The organism is Pseudomonas sp. GZD-209 (genome assembly GCF_049310485.1).
In the GTDB taxonomy this organism is placed as follows: Bacteria; Pseudomonadota; Gammaproteobacteria; order Pseudomonadales; family Pseudomonadaceae; genus Aquipseudomonas; species Aquipseudomonas sichuanensis.
Window position 1 is genome coordinate 31,787 of the sequence record NZ_JBMOWQ010000099.1, and the last position, 21,841, is coordinate 53,627.

At 62.6% G+C, this 21,841-nt stretch carries 20 protein-coding genes; 13 read left to right on the top strand and 7 right to left on the bottom strand.

Annotated elements, in window-relative coordinates:
• Positions 1-99: 99 nt before the first annotated feature.
• Genes ACO6VM_RS12870 through ACO6VM_RS12910 form a run of 9 tightly spaced genes read left to right on the top strand, consistent with a single transcriptional unit; the run spans position 100 to position 12,751 of the window.
• Positions 100-1,014: a beta-ketoacyl synthase gene (locus tag ACO6VM_RS12870; RefSeq protein WP_422403390.1), complete on the top strand. Its 915-nt coding sequence runs from the start codon at positions 100-102 to the stop codon at positions 1,012-1,014.
• Positions 1,011-2,309 carry a beta-ketoacyl-[acyl-carrier-protein] synthase family protein gene (locus ACO6VM_RS12875; protein ID WP_422403379.1) on the top strand — a complete coding sequence of 433 codons (1,299 nt, stop codon included), beginning with the start codon at positions 1,011-1,013 and terminating at the stop codon, positions 2,307-2,309. Before ACO6VM_RS12870 ends, ACO6VM_RS12875 begins: the two co-directional genes overlap by 4 nt.
• On the top strand, positions 2,306-3,511 hold the full coding sequence (locus ACO6VM_RS12880; RefSeq protein ID WP_422403380.1) for a beta-ketoacyl synthase N-terminal-like domain-containing protein: 1,206 nt from the start codon (positions 2,306-2,308) through the stop codon (positions 3,509-3,511). The genes ACO6VM_RS12875 and ACO6VM_RS12880 overlap by 4 nt, the downstream gene beginning before the upstream one ends.
• 44 nt (positions 3,512-3,555) lie before the next feature.
• Positions 3,556-6,426, top strand: coding sequence for an aminotransferase class III-fold pyridoxal phosphate-dependent enzyme (locus tag ACO6VM_RS12885; protein WP_422403381.1), 2,871 nt, complete (start codon positions 3,556-3,558; stop codon positions 6,424-6,426).
• 9 nt (positions 6,427-6,435) lie between these two features.
• Entirely contained in the window at positions 6,436-7,173 is a 738-nt protein-coding gene (locus ACO6VM_RS12890; protein WP_422403382.1) for an SDR family NAD(P)-dependent oxidoreductase, read from the top strand.
• Positions 7,170-7,934, top strand: coding sequence for an SDR family NAD(P)-dependent oxidoreductase (locus ACO6VM_RS12895; protein ID WP_422403383.1), 765 nt, complete (start codon positions 7,170-7,172; stop codon positions 7,932-7,934). The genes ACO6VM_RS12890 and ACO6VM_RS12895 overlap by 4 nt, the downstream gene beginning before the upstream one ends.
• Before the next feature lie 2 nt (positions 7,935-7,936).
• Positions 7,937-9,220 (top strand): DUF1302 family protein, encoded by a 1,284-nt coding sequence (locus tag ACO6VM_RS12900; RefSeq protein WP_422403384.1) that lies wholly within the window; start codon positions 7,937-7,939, stop codon positions 9,218-9,220.
• A gap of 51 nt (positions 9,221-9,271) precedes the next feature.
• Positions 9,272-10,108 (top strand): outer membrane lipoprotein-sorting protein, encoded by an 837-nt coding sequence (locus tag ACO6VM_RS12905; RefSeq protein WP_258704443.1) that lies wholly within the window; start codon positions 9,272-9,274, stop codon positions 10,106-10,108.
• Positions 10,109-10,141: 33 nt separating this feature from the next.
• Entirely contained in the window at positions 10,142-12,751 is a 2,610-nt protein-coding gene (locus ACO6VM_RS12910; RefSeq protein ID WP_422403385.1) for an efflux RND transporter permease subunit, read from the top strand.
• Between the two features lie 69 nt (positions 12,752-12,820).
• Here the strand turns inward: ACO6VM_RS12910 and ACO6VM_RS12915 are convergent, their stop codons facing one another.
• A complete protein-coding gene (locus ACO6VM_RS12915; RefSeq protein WP_003253954.1) occupies positions 12,821-13,204 on the bottom strand; it encodes a MerR family transcriptional regulator in 384 nt (127 codons plus the stop codon).
• Between the two features lie 165 nt (positions 13,205-13,369).
• Positions 13,370-13,948: an NAD(P)H-dependent oxidoreductase gene (locus ACO6VM_RS12920; protein ID WP_125858872.1), complete on the bottom strand. Its 579-nt coding sequence runs from the start codon at positions 13,946-13,948 to the stop codon at positions 13,370-13,372.
• Between the two features lie 235 nt (positions 13,949-14,183).
• Here ACO6VM_RS12920 and ACO6VM_RS12925 point away from each other — a divergent pair, with 235 nt between their 5' ends.
• Positions 14,184-14,321: a PSPA7_2676 family Cys-rich small protein gene (locus ACO6VM_RS12925; RefSeq protein ID WP_189654474.1), complete on the top strand. Its 138-nt coding sequence runs from the start codon at positions 14,184-14,186 to the stop codon at positions 14,319-14,321.
• Between the two features lie 9 nt (positions 14,322-14,330).
• Complete coding sequence (locus tag ACO6VM_RS12930; RefSeq protein WP_401058930.1) at positions 14,331-15,167, top strand: Ku protein; 837 nt, start codon at positions 14,331-14,333, stop codon at positions 15,165-15,167.
• 15 nt (positions 15,168-15,182) lie between these two features.
• Here ACO6VM_RS12930 and ACO6VM_RS12935 read toward each other — a convergent pair whose 3' ends face one another.
• From ACO6VM_RS12935 to ligD, 5 genes are read right to left on the bottom strand one after another with little or no spacing between them, the layout of a single operon-like run.
• Positions 15,183-15,845 (bottom strand): glycosyltransferase, encoded by a 663-nt coding sequence (locus ACO6VM_RS12935; protein WP_401058928.1) that lies wholly within the window; start codon positions 15,843-15,845, stop codon positions 15,183-15,185.
• Positions 15,842-16,441: a class I SAM-dependent methyltransferase gene (locus ACO6VM_RS12940; protein WP_401058927.1), complete on the bottom strand. Its 600-nt coding sequence runs from the start codon at positions 16,439-16,441 to the stop codon at positions 15,842-15,844. The genes ACO6VM_RS12935 and ACO6VM_RS12940 overlap by 4 nt, the downstream gene beginning before the upstream one ends.
• Complete coding sequence (locus ACO6VM_RS12945) at positions 16,438-17,208, bottom strand: PIG-L deacetylase family protein (protein ID WP_422403391.1); 771 nt, start codon at positions 17,206-17,208, stop codon at positions 16,438-16,440. The genes ACO6VM_RS12940 and ACO6VM_RS12945 overlap by 4 nt, the downstream gene beginning before the upstream one ends.
• Positions 17,205-18,245, bottom strand: a complete 1,041-nt coding sequence (locus ACO6VM_RS12950) for an acyl-CoA dehydrogenase (protein ID WP_422403386.1) — start codon at positions 18,243-18,245, stop codon at positions 17,205-17,207. Before ACO6VM_RS12950 ends, ACO6VM_RS12945 begins: the two co-directional genes overlap by 4 nt.
• 58 nt (positions 18,246-18,303) lie before the next feature.
• Positions 18,304-20,772, bottom strand: a complete 2,469-nt coding sequence (ligD, locus tag ACO6VM_RS12955) for a DNA ligase D (protein WP_422403387.1) — start codon at positions 20,770-20,772, stop codon at positions 18,304-18,306.
• Positions 20,773-20,927: 155 nt separating this feature from the next.
• Between ligD and ACO6VM_RS12960 the strand changes: the two genes are divergently transcribed.
• Complete coding sequence (locus ACO6VM_RS12960; RefSeq protein WP_422403388.1) at positions 20,928-21,389, top strand: phosphotransferase system, HPr-related protein; 462 nt, start codon at positions 20,928-20,930, stop codon at positions 21,387-21,389.
• The gene (locus tag ACO6VM_RS12965) at positions 21,389-21,619 is read left to right on the top strand and encodes a metallothionein (RefSeq protein WP_401058921.1); all 231 of its coding nucleotides are present in this window, start codon (positions 21,389-21,391) and stop codon (positions 21,617-21,619) included. Before ACO6VM_RS12960 ends, ACO6VM_RS12965 begins: the two co-directional genes overlap by 1 nt.
• Positions 21,620-21,841 lie beyond the last annotated feature (222 nt).

The window sequence follows — 21,841 nt, forward strand, 5'->3', positions numbered from 1 at the left end:
TGTGCGTCCCGTGACAGTCAACCTCAGGCCGCGCAACCGCTGGACTTCGACCCCGCACGCCTGGCCCATTGTGTCGCAGCGCCCGCCTTGCCGGCCGGTGTGTACGACCGCAAGTTGTCCCGCGGCCTGGAGCCTCAGGGCGCGCGCCTGCTGTATTGCGTCGGCCGTCTCGCCGAGACCTTGCGTGGGCTGGAACTGCGCGACGAGCGGATCGCATTGACCGCTGCCATTCCGGAAGTGGATGGCCCCAGCTCGTGCTGGGATGCCGTGCAGGCCATTGGCGAACAACCGGCGGATCTGTTGGCGCAATTCTTTGCCCACACGCCGCCGCTGCATGCGCTGATGATGCTCAACAGCAGCGTCATGGCCCACGCGGCCGAGGCCTTGCGTTGCAAGGGGCCCATGGGCGGTTTTTGCTCCCAGGGCAATGCGGGGCTGGATGCTTTGATGGAGGCCGCCGCCCATCTGAACGAAGGCCGCGCCGATGCTGCCGTCGTCGTCAGCAGCAGTCCGAACATCACCCCGGCGTTGTACCTGCGTGACGCTACTCACCCACCTGTAAACCCTGGCCCGTGGGTTTTCGGCGAAGGTGCTGCGGCACTGTTGCTGACGACCAACCCGGGCAGTGGTGCGCAATCTGCGCTGCGCATTGTCGGGTTTGCCCGTGGTTACAGCGCGCAACCCGAGCGTGGACTGGCGGTTGGTCGCGACGTCATTGAGCGTGCCTTGAACAACGAAAAACTTTGCCTGAGCGATGTCGGGCAAGTCGTCGCCGATGCACAGGATCCGCAGATTGCCGCGTTGTTCAGCCTGTCGGGGCACACCCTCGAACACTCAAAGGCGTTGGTAGGTGACTTGGGCGCCAGCGCCTTGCTCACCGAAATCGCGGTGACCTGGGCACTGGATTCCAGCCGTTACACGCTGTTGCTCGAACACAGCCGAGGCGGGCATTGGGGCGCGGTGCTGCTGGCCAGAGCGTCGTCGGACACAGAGACAATGGAGAGTTACCCATGAGCCCCACACGGATCGTGATCACGGGCATGGGCGCCGTCACCGGCTTCGGTTTCGAGTGGCAGTCCATGTGGCAAAAGATGTTGGCCGGCGAGCATTGCATTCGGCCATGGCAACCGGAAGGCGTCGAGGCGGGTGCGTTCCCCGTGCGTTACGCGGCGCCCGTGGATATGGGCTTGATGCCCGCACACTTGAAAGACCATCCGGCCTGGGGTTTGTCGCTGGAAAAACGCACCCGCTTTGGTTGGGTTGCGGCCACCCAAGCCATTGCCGACAGCGGCTTGAGCGCCGAACAGTTGCGCGGCGCGGCGGTATTGTCAGCGTCCGGCGCACCCGCTCATCGTTTGCAGGACATGCTGCTCAGCCTGGCGGACAACCCGGCACAGGCGCCGTCTTGGGCGCAATTGATGGCGCGACAAGCGCAGGTCGATCCTGACAGTTCGCTGTGTCAGAGCAACGACCGCCTTGCGCGGGTGATTGCCGATGGCATCGGCAGTGAAGGCCCGGTGATCAATATCAGCAGTGCCTGCGCGGGAGCGTCCCAGGCCATCGGCAATGCATTCCAGATGATCCGCCGCGGCGAGGTCGAGCTGGCCATTGCCGGGGGCGCCGACTCGGTGCTGAGCCTGGACACCATGACCGCGCTGTATCTGCTCGGCGCCGCCAGCAGCGAACAGCGTTGGGGCAGCGAACTGTGTCGGCCGTTCGACCGCCATCGCAGTGGCTTGATCGCAGGTGAAGGCGGTGGTTTTGTCGTGCTCGAAACCCTCGAGCGGGCGCTCGCCCGAGGGGCCACGCCGTACGCCGAAGTACTGGGTTACGGCAGCAGCCTGGATGCCTACAAAATCACCGCACCCGACCCGCAGGGCCGGGGAGCGGTGCTGGCGATGCAGGCGGCCCTGAAGGATGCCGGGCTTGCGCCGCAACAGGTCGATCTGATCAATGCCCACGGTACCTCGACACCCCTCAACGATGCTGCCGAAACCCTGGCGATCAAGACCCTGTTTACCGAGCGCGAACATTATCGGCGCTTGCTGGTGACGGCCAACAAATCCCAGTTCGGCCACCTGATTGCGGCCGCCGGGGCCCCGGAGTTCATGCTCACGGCCCTGGCCTGCCGGGATGATCGGGTCACGCCGACCCTGAACCTGCATGATGCCGACGAACAATGCGACCTCGACTACTGCGCCCATCAAACGGTCAAACGCAAGGTCGACGTTGCCCTGAGCAACTCCTTCGGTTTCGGCGGTCTCAACACTTCGCTTGCGCTGGGCAAGTACCGGGAGGCGCCGCGATGAAACAGGCGGTCGCGATTGCCGGTGCGGGTTGCGTGCTGCCCAGCGGCTGGGGCGTCGAGTCTTTTTGGGCGGCCGCGAACGAAGGGCGCAGTGCGATTACGGCGCTGAACGCCCGACGGTTTCGCAGCGAACGCGTGGTGGCGTTCGGGCAAATCCAGGATCAGGACCATCAACGCAGCCGACAAGACCTTGCGCAAAACCTTCAGCGCTACTGCACGCCGGCAGTGATCTGGGGTGTCAGCGCGGTACGTCAGGCGCTGGAAGAAGCAGGCCTGGCCGGTGAGCAGCCGGATGTCCGATTCGGTTTGTATTGCTGTCAGGGCGGCTACACCCATCCGTCTCTGGAATCCTATGCCGAGTTGTTGCACGGCTGTCGGCAGGACGGCGTTGCCGACATGGCGGCGTTCGCCAAACGGATCCTGCAAGACCGTGCCCAGGACCCTTTTCTGGTGCTCAAAGGCTTGAGCAACTGCTTGCTGGGTGTCACCAGCCTGGCGCTGAAACTGGTGGGGGAGTGCAACGCCTATATGCAAGGTGTCGCCGGCAACCTGGCAGCCTTGCGTGAGGCTACGGCCGCTTTGCAGGACGGCCGAATTGACGCGGCAATCGTTGTCGGTGCGGGCAGTGAGCTGGATGCTCTGGCGCTGTCCGGGTTGGTCCAGGCGGGTGTCATCAGCGCCAACGGCTCGAACACGCTGCTGCCGTTTGACCATCGGGGCACCGGCGGCATTGCCGGGGAAGGCGCGGCAGCATTGGTGCTGCGTCGGCGTGAAGACCTGCCGGCCGGTCCTCAGGCGTGCCTCGCCGACATGACGGCCTATGCCACCCTCGGTCGCTTGAGCCTGCCCGACAGCCCAACCGATGTGTTGGTGTGCAGCGGCACCGGCGATGCGCACAAAGACCGCGTGTTATGCCAGACGCTGGCCCTTGCGCGCGCCTCGCACATCACCAGTGGGTTGGCGATCAACGGCATTCTCAGTGCGGCGCCGAGCCTGGTGGATCTGATTCTTGCGCGCTGCGCATTGCAGGCCCAAAGCGTACCGCCGATTGCCGGTTTGCAGCAGCCAGTAGCGAACCTGCCGTTTATTCAGGGCGCGCCCCACCCCGCGAGCCTTGCTCATTGCCTGGTGCTGAACCGCGACGACAACGGATTCAGCGCCGCCTATCAAGTGCTCTACAGCGCAAAGGTCACTCAAGACTGACGCTGACGACCACCTATTTTTTATTTTCAAGGGATATGACTGTCATGGATTATCGCGATTTCGTTCGGCCAAAATTCGTCGGCCTGCTCCAGGCACTGGGCCTGGAATGTGAGTTTGAGCGCGCCCTCGGTACCCAGTTGTTCTACCGCAACCCCAAGGGCGACACGGTCACGGTCACCGACTTTCTCGGCGGTTACGGTGCGGCAATGTTTGGCCATAACGACCCGGAGTTTGTCGATCAGCTCTGTGCGCTGCTGCGCAACGACGTGCCGTTCAACGCACAAATGTCGATCCGCGGTGCGGCCGGGCAGTTGGGGCGAGCGCTCAGCGACGCCTTCAATCGCGAACTGAAGAACAGCGAACGTTATATTTCGACCTTCTCCAACAGCGGCGCGGAGGCGGTGGAAATTGCCGTCAAGCACGCGGAGTTCAGTCGCCAGAAGCGCCTGCAGAAGCAGTTCGACGACATCGATTTCACCCTGGCCAGCCTGACCGCCAGCGAACGCGCTTATCACGAGCTGGATGTGGCTGACCTCGACCTGCCTGCGGGTGTCCTGCCGGCCACCCTGAACAGCGTGACCTTGCGTCAGGTGGTTGAAGCCGTTCGCCAACACAACTTGGCGCAGCTGCACATCGAACCTGTGTTTGTCGCCCTGCGCGGCAGCTTCCACGGCAAATTGGTCAATACCGTGCAACTGACCTATGGCCGTCAGTACCGGGCGCCGTTTGCCCGTTTTGGTCTGAACGTCGAGTTCATCGACCCACAGCAGCCCCATCAGTTGCAGGAATTGCCTGCCCGGCACACGCACCATTGGTTGAGCCTGCAATGGGACGGCGAGCACCTGAACGTGCTGCAACTGCCGTTCAGTGCGATTACCGCCGTGTTGCTGGAGCCGATTCAGGGCGAAGGCGGTATCAACGAGTTCGCGGCCGAGTTCTATCTGGGGCTGCGCAAACTGTGCAACGAGCAACAATGCCCGCTGGTCGTCGATGAAGTGCAGTCGGGTTTTGGTCGCGCCGGGACCTTTCTTGCCAGCAGTCAGTTCAACCTGCAAGGCGACTATTACTGCCTGTCCAAGGCCCTCGGCGGCGGCTTGATGAAAATCGCCGCGACGGTGATCCGCAGCAGCCACTACGAAGGCGAGTTCAGCTACATCCACAGCTCGACCTTCGCCGAGGACGATGCGTCCTGCCATATCGCGCTGTCGGCATTGCGCCGGTTGTTCGCCAATGATGACGCGATACTCAAGGACATACGCAGCAAGGGCGCCTACCTCAAAGCCTCGCTCAATGAACTGAAGGCGGCCTATCCGGATGTGATCGCCGATGTGCGTGGGCGTGGCTTGCTGGTGGGTCTCGAATTGCACGACTTGAGTGTCAGCAGCTCGCTGGTTCAGGCGTCGGCCCAGTACAACGATGCCTTGGGTTACTTGATCGCCGGTTACCTGTTGCAGTTCGAAGCGATGCGGGTAGCACCGTCGGGCAGCAACTCCAACGTGATTCGTCTGGAGCCGCCAGCCTGTATCACCCTGACCGAAATCGACGGCCTGATCGGTGCCCTGCAACGGGTCTGCGACATGCTGCGCCGTGGCGATGCGTTGCCGTTGGCGGCGGGTATCTGCGCGGACTCGATTGCCGCCGTGCCAGCCCGCCAGGACGATTATCGGGTGGCCGAGCCCGTTGAAAAAGTCGATGCCAAGGTCGAAGTTGTCGCTCGGGTAGCGTTCATCAATCACCTGATCGATGCCGATATCCTCGGTGACGTCGATCCCTCGCTGGCGGCCCTGAGCCCGGAACAAAAACGCACGTTCATCAACCGCACCAAGCCTGAACGCCGCGCTGCGCCAGTCGGCCCGGTGATCATTCGATCGCGCCTCGGCATGGCGGTGGAGTTCACGTTGTATCCGCTGTGCATGGATTCGGATGCCATGGCCGAGTACATCCAGAGCGGTGACCTGGACACCATTCGCGACGAAGTCGGCAGACGTGTCACCGATGCCCGCGCCGACGGCTGCACCATCGCCGGCCTCGGGATGTACACCTCGATCGTCACCAACAATTGTCAGGCGCTGAAGATTGCCGACATGGCGCTGACGTCCGGCAATGCCCTGACCATCGGCATGGGGCTTGAAGCCATCGAGCAAGGCTGTGTGCAGCAGGGTCTGGCACTGCGCGAGCAAACCGCTGCCGTTGTCGGTGCCGCCGGTAACGTTGCGTCGACCTATGCCTCGGTGCTGTCCGCCACCGTCGATCACCTGATTCTGATTGGCAGCGGTCGTGAAGGCTCGGTTCGGCGCCTGGAGAAAACTGCCCAACTGATTTACGCCGACGCGGCCCGTTCGATCCTCAAGGGCACGGCCGAACACGACCGGTTGGCGCAGCGACTGCTGACCCTTGATGGTTTTCATGGCTTGTTGCACTCACATGGACAAAAAGCCGACCTCGGTTTGCACATCGCCCGTCTGGTGGATGAGCGCCTTGGCGCGAACGCGTTCATCACTGTCACCAACGATCTCGACGCCCTCAAGGGCGCACGGATCATCCTGTGCGCGGCCAATGCGCCTCAGCCATTCCTCGGCGCCGACCATTTCGCCGAGCGCAGCGTGATTTGCGATATCGCCGTGCCGCTGAACGTCCATCAAGACCTGCCGGGCCAACGCGAAGACGTCCTCTACATGCACGGTGGCATCGTCCAGACGCCGTTCGACGACGGCCTGGCGCCCAACGTGCGGGCCTACCTGAAAAAAGGTCAGCTGTATGCGTGCATGGCCGAGTCGGTGTTGATGGGCTTGTCCGGCATGAGCCAGCACGGTTCCTACGGCGATATCAGCCGCGAGCAGGTTCAGCAGGTCCGCGCACTGGCTGCGACCCACGGCTTCACCCTCGCGCAGTTCAAAACTCAGAACTCACTGTAAGGAGCGGTCATGACTCAGAAAATAGCGGTCGTGACCGGCGGCAGTCGCGGCATTGGCAAGTCCATCGTGCTGGCCCTGGCCGGCGCGGGTTATCAGGTTGCCTTCAGTTATGTCCGTGACGAGGCGTCTGCCGCTGCCTTGCAGGCGCAGGTCGAGGGGCTGGGCCGGGAATGCCTGGCCGTGCAGTGTGATGTCAAGGATGCGCAGAGCATTCGGGCGTTCTTTGAACGGATCGAGCAGCGTTTCGAACGTATCGACCTGTTGGTCAACAACGCCGGTATTACCCGTGACGGTTTGCTCGCCACGCAATCGTTGAATGACATCACCGAGGTCATCCAGACCAACCTGATCGGCACGTTGTTGTGCTGTCAGCAAGTGCTGCCCTGCATGATGCGCCAGCGCAGCGGATGCATCGTCAACCTGAGTTCCGTGGCCGCGCAAAAGCCCGGCAAGGGCCAGAGCAACTACGCCGCGGCCAAAGGTGGTGTAGATGCATTGACGCGCGCACTGGCGGTGGAATTGGCGCCGCGCAATATCCGGGTCAATGCGGTAGCCCCCGGCATCGTCAGCACCAACATGAGTGAAGCCCTGGTCGGCGCCCATGAGCAGGAAATCCAGTCGCGGCTGTTGATCAAACGGTTCGCCCGGCCTGAAGAAATTGCCGACGCGGTGCTGTATCTGGCCGAGCGCGGCCTGTACGTCACGGGCGAAGTCTTGTCCGTCAACGGCGGGTTGAAAATGCTATGAGCCAGGCACGCACGATTGTGATTACCGGCGCGGCCAAGGGTATTGGCCGCGCCGTCGCGGAAAGTTTTGCAGCCCAGGCCGAGCACCTTTTGATCTTGCTGGATCTTGACCTGGCAACCTTGCAGGGGTGGGTCGCCGAGGGCGAATTTGCCGCTCGCATCGAAACCCATCAAGCGAACATCGCCGATCTGGCCGGCCTGCAACTGCTGTTCAAGGATCTGGCCAACCGGGTCGGCTTTATCGATGTGCTGGTCAACAGCGCCGGGGTCTGCGACGAGAACGAGCCCGAAGACCTCGACAACTGGCACAAGGTGATTTCGGTCAACCTCAACGGCACCTTTTACGTCACCTCGTTGTGCCTGCCATTGATGGCGGAGGGTGGGCGGATCGTCAACATGTCGTCGATCCTCGGCCGAGCGGGCAAGGTCCGCAACACCGCTTACTGCGCCTCCAAGCACGGCATCATCGGCATGACCAAAGCCTTGGCACTGGACCTGGCGCCACGGCGAATCACGGTCAATGCCATCCTGCCCGCCTGGATCGACACGCCGATGCTGCAGGGCGAACTGGCGGCTCAGGCGCGCATCGCCGGGATCACCCACGAGCAGATCCTGCGCAATGCCAAGAAGAAGTTGCCCCTGCGGCGCTTCATTCAGGGTGACGAAGTGGCGGCCATGGTCCGTTATCTGGCGAGCCCGCAGGCGGGTGGCGTCACGGCGCAAAGCCTGATGATCGACGGCGGTGCCGGGTTGGGAATGTAGCCATGGCTCGACAGGGACTCAATCGCGGCCTGTTGGCCGCTCTGGTCAGCCTAGGCTCGCCAGTGGCGATCGCCGGGTGGTTGCCGGAGCATCATGAAGCGGAGATCGGCGTTGCCACGGCCGTGCGTCTGCACGGTGACGACCAGGTCACGCAAAAGGCCGTGTATCTCAAGTTCAGCCTGGAGGATGCCTGGGACAGCGGCTACTACAAAGCCAAGGGCCGAGCCCGTTACGACTTCCGTTATGACGGCAACAACCCCTACAGCGCCCAAGCCCGCGACGATTACCGGGCGACCGCCGATTGGCGGCACCTTTACTGGGGGCATTACGTCGGTGACGGCGAGCTGACGGTGGGCTGGCAGCAGGTGGTGTGGGGGCGTGCAGATGAATTACGGGTGCTCGATCAGATCAACCCCTTGGATTATCGCGAGGGTGTGATCGGCCTGTTGGAAGACAGCCGCATCGCCGTGCCGATGATTCGCCTGGTGCAGCCGGTCGCCGAGTGGGAGCTGGAAGCGCTGGTGATCACTGATTTTGTGAAAAACCAGGCGCCGGCCGTCGGCAGCGAGTTCGATGCACCGATCTTTGCCACACCCGATCCGCAGATGTTCGTGGTCGATTCGCGGCCCGGTTATGACGGTCACAGTGGCTTTGGTTACGGTGCCAGTGCCAACGGCCGGATCGGCACGGTGGACGTCAGTTTCGTTGCCCTCAACGCCCGCCAACAGGACCCGGTTTACGCTGTCGAAGGCCAAACCGAAGAGGGCCTGATTCGCCTCGAACGGCAATTCCCGCGCTATTCCATGGGCGGCGCCAGTGTGGCCATCGATGCCGGCCACAGCATCGTGGTACGCAGTGAAGTCGCCTACTTCGATAATTGGCGCGTCACCAATCCTTACCGCGCTTACGGCAGCGACCGGACGGCGATGACCAAGTCGCTGCTGGGCGTCGATTACCTGCTGCGGGACTGGCTGATCTCGATGCAGTGGCAACACCAGCGGCTGCTCGACTGGCAGCCCGGCATGGTCCAGGGCAAACGCGACGACCTGTTAACCCTGTCTGCCGAAGGCTCGCAGTTCCAGGATCGCCTCAAGACCCGCCTGGTTTTCGGCATGTCGCCGCCAGCGCAGGACGACAGTTTCGTTCAGGGGATCTTCACCTACAAACCGGTGGACTGGCTCAAGTTGGGGCTGGAAGTCGATGTGTTCTTCGGCAAGCCCGACCGCCAGTTCGGTGAGTACGACAACCGCGACCAGGTGCGCTTGTCCGCCGGCTATCTGTTCTGACCACACCGGTGCCGGTGTGCGAATCACTCAAACAATGAAAAGGAAATCGCCATGTTGCCCATCTTCAAGACCCTGACTGTCAGCGCATTGCTGCTGAGCGCCGCTGCCGCGATGGCAGCTGAAACCCGCACGGCCGACGACATCATTCGCCAGGCCCGGGACCGCGATGACGGCAAGAGCTTCATGTCCCAGGTGTCCCTGATCCTGATCGACAAGCAAGGTAATAGCCGCGTCCGCGAGTTCAGCTACCTGCAAAAGGATTACCCGGACAGCGACAAATTCACCATGTACTTCTCGGCGCCGAGCGATGTGCGTGACGTCGCCTTCCACATCGAAAACCCGCGCGAAGCCCTGGGCCTCGAAGACAGCCAATGGATGTATTTGCCGGTCAGCCGACAGACCCGAAGAATTTCCACCACCGACAAACGCGGGGCGTTCATGGGCAGCGACTACTCCTATGCCGACCTCGACAAGATTCGCGCCGAAGACTATCGCCAGACGCTGGTCGGCGAAGAGCAGTTGCAGGGCCGCGATTGCTACGTGATCGAGCGTGAGCCGGCCACGCCTGCCGTGCTGGCCAAGACCGGCTACAACAAGCTCAAGGTCTGGATCGACAAGAAAAACTCACTGGTGCTGCGCCAGGACTTCTTCGATGTAAAAGGTGTGATGTTCAAGCAGATGCGCACCCTGAAGACTGAAACCATCGACCAGATCGACAGCATTACCTTCAGCGAAACCGAGGATTTCATCGCCGGTACGCGCTCTCAACTGCGCTTCAACCAGTTGCAGTACAACGTCGCGCTGGACGACCGCCTGTTCACGCAGACCGCGATCAAGCGCGGGCTGAAAGCCGGCGACTTGCCGGAATACGCCGTGTCTGCCCGCTAAGTGCCGCCCTCGGTCCATCTGGAACCTTCATTCATGGAAAGATACCTGAACTTCGTCGAGCGCTATGCGCGGGCGATTGTGTTCGTGCTGGTGGCGATCACCGCCTACTTCACCTACACCCTCGGCGCGCTGATGTCGGACACCAATCCGTATCTGCTCAAGGACACTCACCCGGCACGCAAGACCATCATTGACTTGCAGCGCGAGTTCACCGGCACCTATGACTCGGTCATGGTGGCGCTGAACAACCCCGAGAGTGTCTTCAACACCACGTCGCTGAACGCCCAGTTCGAGCTGTCCCAGGCCATTCGCCGGTTGATGCTGGCCAACGATGAGGACCGTGTCGAACTGCAGCGCATCGTCGGCCTGCACAGTGGCGACCATGATGCCCAGGGCTTGCTGGAGCAGATCCTCGCCGAGGGCTTTTCGCAGAACGATTACGCTGCCGCCAAAGCGCTGCGCGACCATGGCATTGTCCGGCACTGGGACAGCCATGACCTGCAGTTCCTGAGCTTTCTTGCCGAACGGCTCAACCCGATCCAGGAAATGGCCTCGATGGCTGACCTGGAGAACATCAGCCTGAGTGCCGATGGCGAGTTGTGGATCCACAAGACCCTGCACGCCCTGGACATGGACCCGGCCAAGGTCGAAGCGCAGATCATGGGCAACGAGCAGATGGTCGGTGGCGTCGTCTCGGCGGACAAGAAAGTCGCCATGGTCGTCGCCGAACTGGGCACCAAACAGGACGACGCTCAGGCTCAGTTGCGTGCCTATCACCAGGTCCGCGAGATCATCGCGAAGTACCAGGCCGCTCACCCGGAGTTCACCGATGAGGTGTTCATCGCCGGCATGCCGATCTTTATCGCCGCCCAGCAGGAGATCATCGATCACGACCTGGCGATGCTGTTCCCGATCGTGTTCCTGTTGGTGACCTCCCTCTTGGTTTTCTTCTTTCGCAAACCACTGGGCGTGGTGCTGCCGCTGTTCAACATTCTGTTCTGCACCATCTGGACCCTGGGCCTGATGGCGCTCTTGCGTGTGCCGATGGACTTGCTCACCAGCGTCTTGCCAGTGTTCCTGTTCACCATCTGTTGTGCCGACGCGATCCACGTCATGGCCGAGTATTACGAACAGCTCAATTCGGGTAAGTCTTTCCGCGAAGCCAACCGTGAAACCCAGCGCCTGATGGTCACGCCGGTAGTGCTGACAACGGTCACGACTATCGCGACGTTCATGATTTCCACCACCAACAACATTGTCAGCATCCGCAACTTTGGCGTGTTCATGTCCATCGGCCTGACGGCGGCGTTGATCATCTCGTTGCTGCTGATTCCGGCGTGGATTTCGATCTGGGGCAAAGATGCCGTCCCGCGCAAAGTGCAACGCAAAGAGTCGCTGATCTCCCACTATCTGGTGGTGTTCTGTGCCTGGCTGATTCGCTGGCGCAAGCCGGTGTTGCTGGTAACCCTGCCGCTGTTGGCGATGATGACGGTGTTCACGTTCAGGGTGGATATCGAAGACTCGGGCATTGCTTACTTCAAGAAGGACAGCCCGGTGCGGATGTCCGACGAGTTCATCAACCGGGCCGGCGTCGCGGGTACATCGCCGGGCTGGATCGCCTTCGACACCAAGACGCCGCGTGGCGCGCTGACCACTGAAACCGTGCAGTTCCTCGATCGTCTGGACCAGTTCATCAAGGCCCAGCCGAACGTGAGTTACACCTATTCGGTGGCGACCTACATCAAGCGCATGAACCTGGTGCTCAACGACATGAACCCTGCTTTCCTGCGGGTGCCGCAGGCGGTGGAGCAGGTGACGGTGGTCGATGATGACGGCAAACCGGAGACCTTCGAGGTCGACGGCAATTCGCTCATCGAACAGCACATCATGATGTTCGAGAACGGTGGCGGCACCGACTTGCAGAACGTGCTCAATGCCGATTACTCGAAGGCGGTGACGCTGTTCACCATGACGTCCTCCGTGGCGGGCGATTACCAGGCGATGCTCGACAAACTCGACGCCTGGCTGCTCATCAACAAACCGGCCAACCTGCAAGTCACCCATGCCGGCACGCCGTACATCTGGACCGGGGTGTTGCAGGAAATCACCCAGGGTCAGGTGCTGAGCTTCTCGCTGGCGTTGCTGGCGGTGACCTTGATGATGATGTTCTGGCTCAAGTCGGTACGCCTGGGCATCCTCGGCATGCTGACGTTGCTGACCACGTCGGTGACGGTGTACGGCTGCATGTACCTGTTGGACATCGAGTTGAACATCGGTACCACACTGGTGACGTTCCTGGTGGTGGGCGTGGTGGATTACGCCGTTCACCTGCTGTCACGGATCAAGATGCTGGTGCACAAGGGTATCGAGATCGACGAGGCCATCCTGACGGCCATGCAGGGCGTAGGGCGCTCGACGGTAGTCAACGTCGTGATCTTCTCGATGGGTTTTGTCGCGCTGCTGTTCTCCGCCTACAAACCTGTCATTGACCTGGGCGTATTGGTGATACTGGCGCTGTCATCCAGCGGCTTCATGACCATTCTGTTGGTTACGCTGATTTCGCCGTGGTTCTTTGCCTCGATTGTGCCGCAGCCAGCGGTGCAAGAGGGCGAGCAGCCGAGGGGTGAGGGCGTGCCAGGCTAAATCGCCGGGGCGCCTGCGTGCTGCAAAGGGCGCGGGGCGCCATGGCCGTTCAGGGGCGGCGGTGCGGATTCAGCGGGCTTTTTCCAGGTGCTCGAACTGGCATTGCATCTGCGCATCCTTGAGGCTCAGCTCAAACTCGACCAGGCCGTCATGCACTTGCTGCAAGGCCTGGATCTGCCCCATCAATTCCTGCTTTTTGTTATCGATGGCCTGCATGGCCAGATCCCAGGGCAGCTCCTGGCCGCGATGGTCCTGCAGAATGGCCTGCATTTCCTTGAGTTTGAAACCGAGTTGCTGGGCGCATTTGATGAAGGTCAGCAGCTCGACGCTTTGCTGGCTGTAGATGCGGTATTTGCCTTCGCGTTGCGGGGGCGGCAACAGGCCGATTTCTTCGTAATGTCGAATGCTTTTGACGGTGGTGCCCGACAGCTGGGCGGCTTTGCCGATGTACATGAAAGTCCCTTTTTTGACGCATCAGAAGCGAAAAGATGTCGTGCGCTCGTACAGGCGCGCGACATCTTTGCACAAGCGTCAGGGGGCGGGAAGCGTGGTTGGACAAGGTGTCACAGGAGGGAGACTTGGCTGGGCCGCGCAGGGGCACGGCCCAACCGGGGCCGATCAGCGGCTGGCGACCGCCTGGACTTGCTTGAGCCAGGCTTCGCGCTGTTCCGGCTTGGAGCCCAGTACCGGACCGAAGGTCAAGGTTTTCAGCGGTTTTATGCCGCAGAACTCCAGGGTGGTCTTGCGCATTTGGTGCAGGCCCGGCATGCGATACACCCAGCGGTAGTACCACGGCGGCGTGTCCATGGTCACCAGAAGGTGAGCCGTGCGGCCCTTGAGCAGCTTGTCCGGGAAGGGCGAGCCCTTGCGGTACTTGAAGGCAAAACCGGGCAGAAACACACGGTCGAAGAACCCCTTGAGCAACGCCGGAATGCCGCCCCACCAGATCGGGTACACCAATGTCAGGTGTTCGGCCCAGGTAATGTCGTTTTGTGCGTCGATCAAATCGGGCTCAAGCAACTGGATCTGGTTATAGCCATCGTGCAAGACCGGATCGAACTCCAGGGTGTCCAGGCGCAGCAGACGTACCTCATGGCCTGCTTGCGTGGCGGCCTCGACATAACGTTCGGTCACCGCTCCGCAAAAGCTGTCGTTCGAAGGGTGGCCGAGGATTACGAGCATGCGTTTGCTCTTCATGGCGAACTCCAGGTAATGAAGCGCCAAGGGTAAAGTCTGCCCCTAACGGTAGAGTCAAGCCTTGCCGGTTACTGGTGGAACTGCTGGCTACCCAAGAGTCGAGTTGGATCACCGGCGAAGTGTTCGGCGTGACCGGTGGCAACTCGTTGCCCTGAGTAATCCGGATAAACCTTCGCGGCGCCGTGCAGTCAGTTTCAATAAGGGCCTGGACGTCCCAGGGCCAGGGAGGTGGCTGATGAAACTTGTCTGCCTGCTGCGTGGCTGCCAGTGGCGCAGCCTGCTGGTGTGTGAACTCGCCGGGCTTCACTGCCAGTGTTGCGATCGCTGTGGCGCGTTGCGCTACAGCCAGACCGGTCAACCCTTCGATACGTAGGAGCCGACCATGGCCCGGGCAATCTGGAAAGGCGCGATCAGCTTCGGCCTCGTGCACATCCCCGTCTCGCTCAACACCGCAGTGCGCAGCGAGCGTGTGGATTTCGACTGGCTGGACAAGCGCAGCATGGAGCCGGTTGGCTACAAACGGGTGAACAAGATCACCGGCAAGGAAATCGACAAAGAGCACATCGTCAAAGGCGTGGAGTACGAAAAGGGCCGTTACGTGGTGATCAGCGAGGAGGAAATTCGCAAGGCCAGGCCCGAGGCGACCCAGACCATCGATATCTTCTCGTTCGTCGACGCCGGCGACATTCCGCTGCAGCAGTTCGACACGCCTTACTACCTGAGCCCCGACCGTCGTGGCGGCAAGGTCTATGCCTTGCTGCGCGAGACCCTGCACAGCACCGGCAAGGTGGCCCTGGCCACCGTGGTGCTGCACACCCGCCAGCACCTGGCGATGCTGCGCCCGCTGGAGGATGCCCTGGTGTTGATTACCCTGCGCTGGCCCGAGGAGGTGCGTGGACTCCAGACGCTGGAGCTGGACAACAGCGTGACCCAAAGCAAGGTCGACAAGCGTGAGCTGGACATGGCCCGGCGCCTGGTGGAAGACATGAGCGGGGCCTGGACGCCTGACGAATACCATGATGCGTTTCGCCAGACCATCCTCGACCTGGTGGAGGAGAAGGCCAGCAAGGGCAAGATCGCGACCGTGGACAAAGGCGAGGGCACGACGGCCGAGAAGGGGGCGGACATCATCGACCTCACCGAGCTGCTCAAGCGCAGCCTAGGCGGCAAGCCCAAGGCGAAGAAACCGGCGGCCAAGCGACCGCGCAAAGCGTCATAGTCCATTGCGCAATCGCTACGGCAGCTGGCCTTCCAGGCCCCTCAGGTAATCCCCGAAGCCCTGGCGTGCGCGGCTGTCCCGCCGGCTGCTGGTGGCCACGCTGTGCGCCGCGGTCCAGACGATCTGTGCACCGCTGGCCTCGAGGGCCAGCACCAGCTGCACATCCTCGTGGGCCGGCAAGGGCTGGAAACCGCCGACGCGTTCATAGGCCTTGGCGCATACCCCCAGGTTGGCGCCGTGGATATGCCGGTGCCCATCCCGGGCCTGGTAACGGCTGAGGTAGAGCTGGCGCAAAGCGGCATTCTGCCAGGGCTGCCAGCGCTCGATATGCACCGTGCCGCATACCGCATCCGCACGCCATTGCAGCTGTGACACCAGCCAGTGCCCTGGCACGCGGCTGTCGGCGTCGGTGAATGCCAGCCACTGGGCGCCGCGCTCGATCATCCATGCCGCGCCCAGGCGCCGAGCGATACCGACATTGCCAGCCTCCAGTGCCAGGGTATGTGCGCCGTGGCGGCGGGCGATGCGCGCGCTAGCGTCGACACAACGATCGAGCACCACCAGCACTTCAACCACCAGACCCGCCGCCTCGGCCTGTGCCACGGCCTGCTTGACGGCGGCCAGGCAGTGCCCGAGACGACGGGCTTCGTTGTGGGCGGGAATGATGACGGCGATCATGGGCAGGTCTCGTCGAGGTCCACGACGCTGGGCTGACACGACCAGTATTCGAGCAGGAAGTCCGCCTCCTCGTGGCGCAGCAGCGGATAAAGCGGCAGATGCCTGGCCAGCAGGGCATGCACCTCGCGGCCATCCTGCGGGCAGCCGGCGATGGGATGGCGCCAGTGGCAGGCCAGCAGACCGCCGTCATAGGCCAGGCAGGCCACCGATTGCTCGATCACCTGCAGCCAGTCGGTGGGGGCCAGGTAGTAACCGATCTCGCTGAGCACGATCAGGTCAAACTGCCCGCCCGGCCAGTCGCCCGGCAGGTGGCCCTGTTCGACGCGGGCATGGCCTACGCCTGCAAGACGCTGGCGGGCCAAGGCCACGGCCGTTGCGTCGAGGTCCTGGCACAGCAGGTCGGCACAGCGCTCGGCCAGCAGCACGCTCAGCTCGCCGTTGGCGCAAGCTGGCTCGAATACGCGCTCATAACATTGCCGCGGCAGGCTGGCCAAGGCCAGGTCGCGCTTGCGTCGTTCGTACCAGCGGGTGCGAAAGGCCCAAGGGTCATCGTTACCGGCATACAAGTCGGCGAAGTACTGTGTGTCCAGGCTCATGTTGGCTCCATTGACAGAAAGACCAGCTCGAAGGGTTGAAGCAGGCAGGCCTGCAGCTGATCCGGCAGCACCGCAGGGCGTTCACCATCGGGCTGCAGCTGGCTGGCATGGGCGGCCAGGGCCTGGCGCTTGAGCGCCAGGCGCGCTTCGTCGAGCTGCAGGCGGTGTGCCTTGGGCCAAGGCAGTCGCGGATCGTCGGGTGCGGCCCAATGCCAGGCCCACACCGGCACCTCGGCCAGTTGCACACGGCGCGCGTGGGCCGCCCGGGCGCAGGCACGGCCTGCCGCCTCATGATCGCAGTGCCCGTCACTGCGCCAGGTGGTCAGCAGCAGGTCGTCGGGCTGCAGCAATTGTTCCAGGTGATTGACCAGGAAGGCTTCATCATGGGGCAGGGCGCCATCTTTGAGGTTGAGCCGTCGCCAATCGAGGCGGTTGAGGTCCAGGCCCAGCAACTGCAAGGCATGCCGGCTTTCCAGGGGGCGCTGATGACGCAGGCGCCGCTCGGTCCACTGCGAGGAATGCGGGTGGCTGCCCTCGCCATTGGTGGCAGAAATCAGCAGCACGTCCTGTTCACGGCCTTGGAAGCTGGCCAACAGACCGCCGGCCATGAGGATCTCGTCGTCCGGATGCGGCGCCAGCAGCACCAGCCTTCTGCCGGGCGGGCATAGCCGGACGGGCATCAGCCAGGTGGCGCGGGCCAGTTGAGTGGACTGCTGCCAGGCGCTCCATGGCGTGCCGGTGGCGGCCTGTATCAGGTTCTGGCTCATAGTTGCCATACGCTTGCCGGCATGCCCGTCAATTGCTGGCCCAGCTCGGCCAGGTCGCGCTCAGCGTGACTTTGGCGCAGATATACCGGCAGGTCGGCACTGAGCCGGGCGAAATGGCCGCTGCGGCAGAACGGTGTGGCGCCGAGCGCCCGCCCGACATGATGGATGACCTGCTCGACCGCTTGCTCGACCTGGGCGCGGGTGCGGCGCACTTGCAAACTGGCGTCGTCGTGAGGGTGCTGGTCGATCCAGGCGGCGCATTCGCGCAGGGCGGCACGGGCCCCGAACAACGCCGCATCGACCGCGCCCAGGTGGGCATCGGCGTGTGGGTCGGGGCGGGGTTTGCGGCAGTGTTCACGCAGGTATTGCGCCAGGGCTTGCGCTGCGCCATACCAACAGGCGGCGATGCCCGCGCCGCCCTGCCAGAATCCCGGGCGGGCCAGGTATTGGCCGGGCGTGCCGATGGCCAGCCCCGGCGAATTGTCGAACTCGAGGGTGACACTGGTGGTGCGGGCCATGCCAACGGCCTGCCAGTGCTCGACCTGAATGCGCTGGCTGGGATCGGACAGCTCGATGGCAACCAACAGCGACTGGTCGCCTTCCCAGGCGGTCACGAGCGCGCGATCGATCTGCAACGCCCCTGAACACCAGGCTTTGCGGCCTTGCAGGCGAACACGTTCGCCGTGCTGGGCGATGATGTGGGTGCGGGCATCCGGTGGCTCCGCAGCCCACACGCCCCAGATCCCTTCGCCGGCATGATGAGCGGCGCCGCATTCGGCAAGGATCGCCAAAGCGTCGGTATGGCCTTCATAGAGTTTGGCCAGGCTCAGATCGCAACCTGCGACCCGTGCCAGGGCCCGCCAGCGGTCAAGTGTCCGCCCCTGGCCCGGCAGGGGGAGCAGGTCGAGGTGATCGGCTAGCAGCGCATGCAGTAGCTCTTGCAGCAGGGTATCGAGGTCGATGGCCTGCGGTCGCGCGCCGAAACGGCGCAAAAGGTGATCGAGGTGGGTCAGGTCGAAGTCATAGTCGATGCTCATGGGCTCGGTGCTCCTTGGGTGTTCTTCTTCCAGCCACGCAGGTCCAGCCATCGTTCCATCAGTCGATCCCCAGTTGCTTGCGCATACGTACGGTAATCGACTGGCGGGTCCTGGCCATTTCGGCCCACGGATCGTCCACCTCGGCAAGCCGTGCCTGCAGGTTGCCGATGTTCCATTGGTTGGCACCCTTGAGCTGGCTCAGTTCTTCCCGCCAGATCGGCACCGATACCGGCAGGCCCTCGCGGGCCCGCAGCGAGTAGGCGGCGACGGTGGTGGCGCCCTTACCGTTACGCAGGTAGTCGATGAAGATCCGTCCGATCCGATTCTTCGGGCCGGACACAGCGCTGAGGCGATCGGGGAACAGCCCGGCCATGTGTTCGACCAAGGCATGGCTGAAGTCCTTCACCTCGTCCCACCCCGCGCGCCGGGTCAGTGGCACGACGAGGTGCATGCCCTTGCCGCCGCTGGTCTTGAGAAATACCTTCAAGCCCAGCTCATCGAGCAGGGTAAGGGTCAGCTGGGTGGCCTCCAGCATGGCTTTCCAGGGCAGCGCGGGATCGGGGTCCAGGTCGAGCACGAGGCGGTCGGGCTTGTCGAAGTCCTTGGTGGTGGCATTCCAGGTGTGCAGTTCCAGCGAGTTCATCTGCACCGCGCCCAGCAGGCTGTCGACGCGGTTGAGCACCATGGCCGCCTGGCCGGCCTGGGCCTTGCTGTAGCTGAGCACGTGGGGGAGATGCAGCTGGCCGGCGTTTTTCTGGAAGAACAGTTCGCCGCCCAGGCCGTCCGGTGCCCGAACCAGAGCGACAGGCCGATCCTTCAGCTGTGGCAGCAGCCAGTCGGCGACCTGGGCATAGTACTGTGCGACCTGGCGCTTGGTGGCACCGGTGGTTGCGTCGACCACGCGATCGGGGTGGGTCAGGCGCAGGGTGCCCAGGGTTTCGGGTTTTGTCTGTGCTGTGCGCTTGGCGGGCATGACCTGCTCCAGGCCGATGGCGGTGGCGGGTTTGTCGTCGCGCAGGCCGTGGAACACCGAGTGGCGCACGATGCCTTCGCGGGTCATCTGGGCATAGGCGACTTCTGCCAGCAGCTGTGGCTTGAGCCAATGCACGCCGCGCGCTTCGGCGCCGGTGGGAGGGTTGGGCAAGGGCGGCTTGGCGGTCTGCAGCGGTTTCAGGCGAGCGAGGATGCTGTCCAGGGTGGTGGCGCTGAAGCCGGTGCCGACCTTGCCGGCGTAGCGCAACTGGCCGCTGGCGTGGTCGTGCAGGGCCAGCAGCAGGGCGCCGAAGCCGTGGCGGCTGCCCTTGGGGTCGGTATAGCCGACGATCACGAATTCCTGGCGCTGCTTGCACTTGAGCTTGATCCAGTCGCTGCTGCGCCGGCACACATAAGGGCTGTCGGCACGCTTGCCGATCAGCCCCTCGAGTTCCAGCCGGCAGGCGCTGTCGAGCAGCGAATCGACCGGTTCCTGGAAATCGGCGGAATACCTGAGCAGCGGCGAAGCGTTGGTTTCCAGCAGCTTGGCCAGAGTGACGCGACGCGCCTGTAGTGGCAGTTCGCGCAGGTCCTCGCCTCCCAGCCAGGGCAAGTCGAACAGGTAATAGGTGATGCGTTCGTCGTGCTCGGTGTCGAACGCGTTCTGCAAGGCCTGGAAGTCGGCCACATCGTTGTCGCCGACCACCACCATCTCGCCGTCCAGCCATGCTGCGTCGAGCCCCAGGGCGCCGAGTGCCTCGATCTGACGGGGCATCTTGGCGCTCCAGTCGTGGCCATTGCGGGTGAACAGGCGTATGTCGTCAGCGTCGATGCGCGCCAGAATCCGGTAGCCATCGAACTTGACTTCGTAGTGCCAGTCGCCGCTGGGTGGGGAGTCGACCAAGGTGGTCAGTTGCGGCTGCAGTACCTTCGGCAGGGCTTTGTGCCCGGCCTTGGGCTTGTGTGTGGAGGTGGTCGCCTTGGCGGGGCGCCGCGGCGGCAGGGTGCGCTCGCTCAGCACGCTATCTGGCAGGGCTTCGACGATGCTGTAGTCGGTTTCGCTGCGAGCCTGCCCGTCATGGGACTTGACTAGCATCCACTGCGCTTTCTTGCCGGCCATGTGGGTGCGGAACAGGTTCCAGACCCCTGACAGCTTTTCTCCCTGCAGGCGAAAGCGCAACTTGCCCTTGGCATAGGCTTCGCGCGGGTCGCCTTCGGGTTGCCAGACACCCCGGTCCCAGACGATCACATCGCCGGCACCGTAGTGCCCTTCGGGAATGCGTCCTTCGAAATCGGCGTAGTCCAGCGGGTGGTCCTCTACATGTACCGCCAGGCGCCGGACCTTGGGGTCGAGGGAGGGGCCTTTGGGGATCGCCCAGCTCTTGAGGGTGCCGTCGAGTTCCAGGCGAAAGTCGTAGTGCAGGTGGCTGGCATCGTGCTTCTGGATGCAGTACTGCAGCGCATGGGCCGAGCGTGCGCTGGCGCGTTTGCCAGCCGGCTCGGGTGTGGCGTTGAAATCGCGCTTGCGCTGGTACTCCTGCAGGGGCTTGGCCATGACGGGCTCCGGGACGGTTCGCGGGTCTCAAGATTGGGAGGTGACGGCGCGGCGCGGAGTTCAAAAAAAGCGCGGGGCGGTGCCTTTGAAGAAACTCTGAATCATTTCTTCGTTGGGGCAGTCGACCGTGTGAAACCCACTGACGGAGAACGTTCATGCCTAAACCCGATGCCCCAAGACCGCAGATTGAGATCGACGACACGGAGGACCGCATGGGCAGCGTCCACGAGCTGGATTTCAGCGAACGTCGCGATGAACGCCAGGGGCGTGTCGGCGACCAGCGCCCGGCGCGGGAGATCGCTGAGGACTACCCGCCGCGGCGTGTCGCGGAAAGCGGCATGACCGGAGGCGAGACCCTGACCGACAGCCTGCACGAGGACAATGCCAGCCTTGATGACCTGAGTCCCGAGACACTGTTTGATGAAACCGATGCCTGGGACGCGGATGAGTCCGGTACGGCAGCCGGCCCGGCAGATATGACCCTGCGCCAGGTGGAGGCCTACGAGATCGGTGGCGGCATCGGCCTGGACGAGTCCGAACTGGCCCGTTCTGCGCCGCTGGACGGCGAGCCGTGGAGCGATGAGGTGGTGCTCGATGACGATAGGGGAGAACCGTGATGAATGAGCAACGCTGTGCCTGCAACCACTGTTCCTGCACTGTGGATGCCAATGCGGTGGTCCAGGATGGCAAGGCCTATTGCTGCGAGGCCTGCGCGATGGGCCATCGTGATGGCGAGTCTTGTCGTATGGCCGAATGTAAATGTGGTGAGGTGACCCAGCCGAAGGAGAGCGCTGTCGATAATGCGCTGGATGAAACATTCCCGGCGAGTGATCCTATTTCACCGTAAGTTCCCTTTCTCTCCATGGCCCTTTCGCTGGTATCTTCGGCGAGGGGCCAATCAATATATCGCTGTGCCCACGGTTCAATAGCAACTCTGCTGATCTTGATCTTGATCTTGATCTTGATCTTGATCTTGATCTTGATCTTGATCTTGATCTTGATCTTGATCTTGATCTTGATCTTGATCTTGATCTTGATCTTGATCTTGATCTTGATCTTGATCTTGATC

Bases quoted from the DNA above. Each gene is read 5' to 3' on its own strand.
- ACO6VM_RS12875 (WP_422403379.1), top strand. From the start codon at position 1,011: ATGAGCCCCACACGGATCGTGATCACGGGCATGGGCGCCGTCACCGGC.
- ACO6VM_RS12880 (WP_422403380.1), top strand. From the start codon at position 2,306: ATGAAACAGGCGGTCGCGATTGCCGGTGCGGGTTGCGTGCTGCCCAGC.
- ACO6VM_RS12885 (WP_422403381.1), top strand. From the start codon at position 3,556: ATGGATTATCGCGATTTCGTTCGGCCAAAATTCGTCGGCCTGCTCCAG.
- ACO6VM_RS12890 (WP_422403382.1), top strand. From the start codon at position 6,436: ATGACTCAGAAAATAGCGGTCGTGACCGGCGGCAGTCGCGGCATTGGC.
- ACO6VM_RS12895 (WP_422403383.1), top strand. From the start codon at position 7,170: ATGAGCCAGGCACGCACGATTGTGATTACCGGCGCGGCCAAGGGTATT.
- ACO6VM_RS12900 (WP_422403384.1), top strand. From the start codon at position 7,937: ATGGCTCGACAGGGACTCAATCGCGGCCTGTTGGCCGCTCTGGTCAGC.
- ACO6VM_RS12905 (WP_258704443.1), top strand. From the start codon at position 9,272: ATGTTGCCCATCTTCAAGACCCTGACTGTCAGCGCATTGCTGCTGAGC.
- ACO6VM_RS12910 (WP_422403385.1), top strand. From the start codon at position 10,142: ATGGAAAGATACCTGAACTTCGTCGAGCGCTATGCGCGGGCGATTGTG.
- ACO6VM_RS12915 (WP_003253954.1), bottom strand. From the start codon at position 13,204: ATGTACATCGGCAAAGCCGCCCAGCTGTCGGGCACCACCGTCAAAAGC.
- ACO6VM_RS12920 (WP_125858872.1), bottom strand. From the start codon at position 13,948: ATGAAGAGCAAACGCATGCTCGTAATCCTCGGCCACCCTTCGAACGAC.
- ACO6VM_RS12925 (WP_189654474.1), top strand. From the start codon at position 14,184: ATGAAACTTGTCTGCCTGCTGCGTGGCTGCCAGTGGCGCAGCCTGCTG.
- ACO6VM_RS12930 (WP_401058930.1), top strand. From the start codon at position 14,331: ATGGCCCGGGCAATCTGGAAAGGCGCGATCAGCTTCGGCCTCGTGCAC.
- ACO6VM_RS12935 (WP_401058928.1), bottom strand. From the start codon at position 15,845: ATGATCGCCGTCATCATTCCCGCCCACAACGAAGCCCGTCGTCTCGGG.
- ACO6VM_RS12940 (WP_401058927.1), bottom strand. From the start codon at position 16,441: ATGAGCCTGGACACACAGTACTTCGCCGACTTGTATGCCGGTAACGAT.
- ACO6VM_RS12945 (WP_422403391.1), bottom strand. From the start codon at position 17,208: ATGAGCCAGAACCTGATACAGGCCGCCACCGGCACGCCATGGAGCGCC.
- ACO6VM_RS12950 (WP_422403386.1), bottom strand. From the start codon at position 18,245: ATGAGCATCGACTATGACTTCGACCTGACCCACCTCGATCACCTTTTG.
- ligD (WP_422403387.1), bottom strand. From the start codon at position 20,772: ATGGCCAAGCCCCTGCAGGAGTACCAGCGCAAGCGCGATTTCAACGCC.
- ACO6VM_RS12960 (WP_422403388.1), top strand. From the start codon at position 20,928: ATGCCTAAACCCGATGCCCCAAGACCGCAGATTGAGATCGACGACACG.
- ACO6VM_RS12965 (WP_401058921.1), top strand. From the start codon at position 21,389: ATGAATGAGCAACGCTGTGCCTGCAACCACTGTTCCTGCACTGTGGAT.